At 66.9% G+C, this 5886-nt stretch carries 6 protein-coding genes; 1 reads left to right on the top strand and 5 read right to left on the bottom strand.

Features of this window, described 5'->3' with window-relative positions; genetic code table 11:
• Positions 1-269: 269 nt before the first annotated feature.
• The 5 genes from paaE to paaA are packed head-to-tail and all read right to left on the bottom strand — an operon-like array spanning position 270 to position 4082.
• Positions 270-1358: a 1,2-phenylacetyl-CoA epoxidase subunit PaaE gene (gene paaE, locus DIE13_RS32255; protein ID WP_124831013.1), complete on the bottom strand. Its 1089-nt coding sequence runs from the start codon at positions 1356-1358 to the stop codon at positions 270-272.
• 1 nt (position 1359) lies between these two features.
• Entirely contained in the window at positions 1360-1923 is a 564-nt protein-coding gene (gene paaD / locus DIE13_RS32250) for a 1,2-phenylacetyl-CoA epoxidase subunit PaaD (protein ID WP_124831012.1), read from the bottom strand.
• 26 nt (positions 1924-1949) lie between these two features.
• The gene (paaC, locus tag DIE13_RS32245; protein WP_124831011.1) at positions 1950-2753 is read right to left on the bottom strand and encodes a 1,2-phenylacetyl-CoA epoxidase subunit PaaC; all 804 of its coding nucleotides are present in this window, start codon (positions 2751-2753) and stop codon (positions 1950-1952) included.
• A gap of 9 nt (positions 2754-2762) precedes the next feature.
• Positions 2763-3047 carry a 1,2-phenylacetyl-CoA epoxidase subunit PaaB gene (gene paaB, locus DIE13_RS32240; protein WP_006752453.1) on the bottom strand — a complete coding sequence of 95 codons (285 nt, stop codon included), beginning with the start codon at positions 3045-3047 and terminating at the stop codon, positions 2763-2765.
• A gap of 36 nt (positions 3048-3083) precedes the next feature.
• Complete coding sequence (gene paaA, locus DIE13_RS32235; protein WP_124831010.1) at positions 3084-4082, bottom strand: 1,2-phenylacetyl-CoA epoxidase subunit PaaA; 999 nt, start codon at positions 4080-4082, stop codon at positions 3084-3086.
• Positions 4083-4282: 200 nt separating this feature from the next.
• Between paaA and DIE13_RS32230 the strand changes: the two genes are divergently transcribed.
• Positions 4283-5554 (top strand): SGNH/GDSL hydrolase family protein, encoded by a 1272-nt coding sequence (locus DIE13_RS32230; protein WP_124831009.1) that lies wholly within the window; start codon positions 4283-4285, stop codon positions 5552-5554.
• The last annotated feature ends 332 nt before the right edge of the window (positions 5555-5886 follow it).

Below are 5886 nucleotides of genomic sequence, written 5' to 3'. Positions count from 1 at the left end.
GCCGGGCGTGCCGCCCGCCCCGCGCCCCCCCCCCCCCCCCCTCCCCCCCCCCCCCCGCCCCCGCCCCCCCCCCCCCCCCCCCCCCCCCCCCCCCCCCCCCCCCCCCCCCCGCCCCCGCCCCCCCCCCCCCCCCCCCCCCCCCCCCCCCCCCCCCCCCCCCCCCCCCCGCGCCCCCCCCCCCCCCCCCCCCCCCCCCCCCGCCCCGGCCCCTAGTGTAAGCGAGATGTGTGACGACGAGAAACCGGTGCGGCGCGCCGATGCGACGTCGCTCAACGCTCGTCGAAGCTCACGACGACCTTGTCGCTGATCGGATGGCACTGGCACGTGAGCACGAAGCCGTCCTTCACTTCGTGTTCCTCGAGCGTGTAGTTCTTCTCCATCCGGACTTCGCCTTCGACCACCTTCGCGCGGCACGTGCAGCACACGCCGCCCTTGCACGCGTACGGCAGTGCGAGGCCCGCGCGCAGGCCGACGTCGAGCAGGCTCACGCCTTCGTACGGCAGGCGCAGCTTGCGCTTCTTGCCGTCGAGCACGATTTCGAGGTCTGCCGCGGGCGTCTGGTCGGTGATTTCGACGACGGGCGCGCCGGCTTGCGGCAGCGGCGTGCCGAAGCGCTCGACGTGCACCTTCGCCTGCGGCACGCCGGCGGCCTTCAGCGCGGCTTCGGCCGCATCCATCATCGGCGCGGGGCCGCAGATGAACGCTTCGTCGATTGCGTCGGCTGGCGTCAGCGTGTCGAGGAATTCCGCGCATTTCGCCTGGTCGAGCACGCCGTTGAACAACTCGACGTCCTGCTGATCGTCCGACAGCACGTGGTACAGGACGAAGCGGTTCATGTAGCGGTTCTTCAGGTCCTCGAGTTCCTCCGCGAACATGATCGCGTCGGCGCTGCGGTTGCCGTAGATCAGCGTGAACGTGCTGCGCGGCTCGAGTTCGAGCGTCGTCTTCACGATCGCGAGCACCGGTGTGATGCCCGATCCGCCGGAAAACGCGACGTACTGCTTGCCGTGGTCAGCGTTCAGGTGCGTGAAGAAGCGGCCGTCCGGCGTCATCACGTCGATCGTGTGGCCCGGCTTCAGCGTGTCGAAAGCGAAGTTCGAGAAGCGGCCGCCGCGCACGCGCTTGATGCCGATGCGCAGTTCGCCGTCGCGGTCGTAGTCGGTCGTGCCGACGCAGATCGAGTACGAGCGGCGCGTTTCCTCGCCGTCGATGTGGGTCTTCAGTGTGACGAACTGGCCTTGCGTGAAGCGGTAAGCGTCGCGCAGCTCGGGCGGCACGTCGAACGAGACGGTAACGGCGTCGGCGGTCTCGGGCCGCACGTCGCGGATACGCAGCGGATGAAATTGCGGGGTCGCCATATCAGTAGGGTTTGAAGTAGTCGAAGGGTTCGCGGCAGTCGATGCAGCGATACAGCGCCTTGCAGGCCGTGGACGCGAATTGCGCGAGACGCTCGGTGCGGGCGGAGCCGCAGCGCGGGCAAACGGGCGCCGCGACAGGCGGCGGCATGAAACGCACGACGTTTTCCCGTGGCGCGGCACTACCGCACTGGCCGACGGGCGGCGCGATGCCGTACTCGCGCAGCTTGTCGCGCGCTTCCTGCGTGATCCAGTCGGTTGTCCACGCGGGCGCGAGTACCGTCTCGATCCGGTGCGGCGGCAGGTCGGCGGCCTGCAGCGCGGCGGCGATGTCCTCGGCGATCTGCGACATGGCCGGGCAGCCGGAGTAGGTCGGCGTGATCACGACTTCGAGCAGGCCGTCGTCCGCACGACGGACGTCGCGCAGGATGCCGAGCTCGCGGATCGACACGACCGGGATTTCGGGATCGGGCACCGCTTCGAGCACGTCCCACGCGCGCGCGAGCAACGGATCGTTGCGATGCGCGGCGGGTGCGGCGTTGGCGGGGGCTGCGGTCTGGACGGACATCGTCGGCTCTCCGTTGGGTCGGTCGATTACCAGGTCGCGCCGGGATGCTGGCGCGCGAGGCTCTGCATTTCCGCGAGCAGGTAACCCATGTGTTCCGAGTGCTCGCCCTGCTTGCCGGTGCTCACGTGCTGCACAGGCGCCGGCAGGGTCAGCGTCGCTTCCGCGAGCGCATCGTCGACATCCGCACGCCATACCGCTTCGAGCGCGGCCGGTGCCGGGGCAATGCCGGGCGCGGCGACGGCGTCGTCGATCGCGTCGGCTGCGAAGAATTCGCGCGTGTACGGTATCAGATAGTCGAGCGCGGCCTGCGCGCGGCGATGCGATTCGTCGGTGCCGTCACCGAGGCGCACCAGCCATTCGCGCGCGTGTTGCACGTGATAGCGGGTTTCCTTCACCGATTTCGCGGCGATCGCGGCGAGTTGCGCGTCCGTCGACGTTTCGAGCGCGGTCCACACGTGCAGCATCAGCGTCGCGTAGAGGAAGTTGCGCACGATCGTCACCGCGTAGTCCTTGTCGGCGTGCGCGGTGCCGGCGATCGGGCCGTAGTGCGGCAGTTCGGCGAGCGTGAAGTTCGCGAACTCGCGCTCGCTGCGGAAGTATGCGTAATCGTCTTCCGTCTTCGCCGCGCCGTTGAGCTGGCGTTCGAGTTCGGCTGCGTGCGTATACAGCATGCGCGCCTGGCCGATGAGGTCGAGGCTCATGTTGGTGAGCGCGATGTCTTCCTCGAGGACGGGGCCGTGGCCGCACCATTCGGCGTTGCGCTGACCGAGGATCAGCGCGTTGTCCGCAAGGCGCAGCACGTAGGAGAGGTGTTCGGGCGTGATCGTCATGGCGCGGCGTTACATGTGGTTGACTTCGTCGGGCAGCGTATAGAACGTCGGGTGACGGTAGATCTTGTCGCCCGCCGGCTCGAACAGCTCGGCCTTCTCGGCCGGGTCCGACGCGGTGATCGCCGACGACGGCACCACCCAGATGCTCACGCCTTCCTGGCGGCGCGTGTAGACGTCGCGCGCCATGCGCAGCGCCATCGACGCGTCGGCTGCGTGCAGGCTGCCGCAATGCTTGTGGTCGAGGCCCTGCTTGCTGCGCACGAACACTTCCCAGATCGGCCATTCCTTGTTCATCACTCTCTCCTGAATCCTGTATTCGATGGTTGCCGCTCAGGCGGCGTGCTGTTCGGTGCGGGCGCGTCGCTTCGCCTCGTGCGCGAGCGCGGCTTCTCGTACCCATGCGCCGTCGTTGTGCGCCTTCACCCGGGTCGCGAGGCGTTCCTTGTTGCACGGGCCGTCGCCGTTGACGACGCGCCAGAATTCATCCCAGTCGATCGTGCCGTAGTCGTGGTGGCCGCGCGCTTCGTTCCATTTCAGGTCCGGGTCAGGCAGCGTTACGCCGAGCACCTTCGCCTGGTCGACCGTCGCGTCGACGAATTTCTGCCGCAGGTCGTCGTTCGAGATCCGCTTGATGCCCCATTTCGAGGACTGGCTGCTGTGGACCGAATCGGCGTCGCTCGGGCCGAACATCATCAGCACCGGCCACCACCAGCGGTTCACCGCCTGCTGGACCATCGCGCGTTGCGCGTCGGTGCCCTTCATCATCGACAGCAGCGCGTCGAAACCCTGGCGTTGGTGGAACGACTCTTCCTTGCACACGCGGATCATCGCGCGTGCGTACGGCCCGTACGTGCAGCGGCACAGCGGGATCTGGTTCATGATCGCGGCGCCATCGACGAGCCAGCCGATCACGCCGACGTCGGCCCAGGTCGGCGTCGGGTAGTTGAAGATGCTCGAATATTTCGCCTTGCCGGCGTGCAGCGCATCGATAAGCGAATCGCGCGATACGCCGAGCGTTTCGGCTGCGCTATAAAGATAGAGGCCGTGGCCGGCTTCGTCCTGGACTTTCGCGAGCAGGATCGCCTTGCGCTTCAGGCTCGGCGCGCGCGAGATCCAGTTGCCTTCCGGCAGCATGCCGACGACTTCCGAGTGCGCGTGCTGCGAGATCTGGCGCACCAGCGTCTTGCGATAGGCGTCGGGCATCCAGTCCTGAGGTTCGATCTTGCCGTCCGCGGCCATGATCGCGTCGAACCGCGCTTGCTCGGGCGACTCGGCTGCGGCGTCGAGTGGCGCGACGTTGCCGGGGATGTCGAGGGATTGCGTGTACATGGCGGAGGTTCTCGTCCGGTTGAATGTGTGCGAAGTATAAACCAACCGACCGGTCGGTTAATAAATTTCTTGTGGATTTCCGGTCAGACTCGGGTAAACGAGAGGCGTTGGGGCGCGATCGTCGTGCGTGAAGGCGGTCCGTCGCGTGAGACGGGCGGCTTCTGCGGCACAATGCCCGCTTTCCGATGAGGATTTCGCCGATGTCATTCCGAAGCAGTTTCGTCGCGACCTTACTGGGCGCGTCCGTTTTTCTGTCGCCGCTCGCGGCCTCGGCCGCGCCCGCACCCGCCGGGTGGGTCGCTGCGTGGGCGACCGCGTTGCAGCCGATTCCCGACCTGGCTGCGCCGCCGCCGCTCTATCGCGCACCCGATGTGGCCGGGCGGACCGTTCGGCAGATTGTCTACCCGACGGTATCGGGGCGTGCCGCGCGAATTCGCGTCAGCAATGCATACGGCCGCGCGCCGTTGGTGATCGAGGATGCCGGTCTTGCGCGTGCGGGTGACGGCGCAGCACTGGCGGAACGCTCGGTTGCGCCGGTGCGTTTCGGCGGCAAGGCGTCGGTGACGCTCGCGCCGGGCCAGGAACTCGAAAGCGATCCGGTGGCGATCGACGTGACTGCCGGGCGACCGTATGCGATCAGTCTCCGGATGGGAGCGAATCAGCGGATGAGCGTCTGGCACCGTGTGTCGAACCAGTTCAATTACGTGTCGGCGCCGGGCGATCATGTGGGCGATCCAGGCACCGGCGCATTCCGTACCCGCTTTACTCAATATGCTTGGGTGACGGAACTGGCGGTCGAGGCTGGTTCCGCGCGGGCGAGTGTCGCGGCGATCGGCGACTCGATCACCGATGGACTGCGTTCGAGCCTGAACCGGAACCATCGCTGGCCGGACGCGCTGACGCGTCGGCTGATTGCGTCGGGTGCGGATGCGCTCGGCGTGGTGAACCTCGGCATCAGCGGAAATCGGCTGCTCAGCGGCTCGGCGTGCTATGGCACGTCGCTGGCGTCGCGGTTCGAGCACGATGCGCTGTCGCGCTCGGGTGTGAAGGTCGTGATCGTGCTGATCGGCATTAACGACATCAACTTTGCGGCGATGCCGCCGCGCGCGGGGCTCGATTGCGACAGCCCGCATACGCAGGTCACGGCCGGGTCGTTGATCGATGGTTATCGCCGGCTGATCGAGGCCGCGCATCGCCAGGGCGTGAAAGTATTCGGTGCGACGCTCACGCCGGCAGCGTTGCCGGCCGGACGCGAAGCGATCCGGCTCGAGGTGAACCGGTGGATTCGGAGTGGCGGCGGGTTCGACGGCGTGGTCGACTTCGACGCGATATTGCGTGATCCGGCTCACCCGAGCGTACTGCAGCGCCGGTACGACAGCGGCGATGGCATTCACCCGAGCGATGCCGGCTACGCAGCGATGGCCGAAGCGGTACCGTTGGAGCAACTGCAGGCCGCGGCCGGCGGCAAGTGATGGCGTCTTATATATAGGGGGCGATGAGCTGTGGGTAACGTCAGATTCGCAACCGGCACGTTGCTCGTTGCCCCCAAGCCTCCGTGCGCGGCAGCGCACGGAGGCTTTTTCAAAATATTTTCACAAAGGGCTTGCGGAGATGGGGGCGGGTGCATAGAATCACGCCTCTTTCGCGCTAACGGAAACACGGCGCGGGGAAGAAGGGAAGCGGTGCGGTCGAGGTTGTTGCAAAGCCTTGGCGCACACGGAGTTGAACCCCAGCCGTCGCGACGAAGCAGTTAAAAAAGTTGTTGACGATCTGGAAAAAGCGGTTCATAATCTCGCTTCTCTGC

The organism is Burkholderia sp. Bp9016 (assembly GCF_003857765.1).
In the GTDB taxonomy this organism is placed as follows: domain Bacteria; phylum Pseudomonadota; class Gammaproteobacteria; order Burkholderiales; family Burkholderiaceae; genus Burkholderia.
Note: the sequence above shows the minus strand (reverse complement) of the source record. Positions and strands in the feature narration are given on the sequence as shown.

Bases quoted from the DNA above. Each gene is read 5' to 3' on its own strand.
- paaD (WP_124831012.1), bottom strand. From the start codon at position 1,923: ATGTCCGTCCAGACCGCAGCCCCCGCCAACGCCGCACCCGCCGCGCAT.
- paaC (WP_124831011.1), bottom strand. From the start codon at position 2,753: ATGACGATCACGCCCGAACACCTCTCCTACGTGCTGCGCCTTGCGGAC.
- paaB (WP_006752453.1), bottom strand. From the start codon at position 3,047: ATGAACAAGGAATGGCCGATCTGGGAAGTGTTCGTGCGCAGCAAGCAG.
- paaE (WP_124831013.1), bottom strand. From the start codon at position 1,358: ATGGCGACCCCGCAATTTCATCCGCTGCGTATCCGCGACGTGCGGCCC.
- paaA (WP_124831010.1), bottom strand. From the start codon at position 4,082: ATGTACACGCAATCCCTCGACATCCCCGGCAACGTCGCGCCACTCGAC.
- DIE13_RS32230 (WP_124831009.1), top strand. From the start codon at position 4,283: ATGTCATTCCGAAGCAGTTTCGTCGCGACCTTACTGGGCGCGTCCGTT.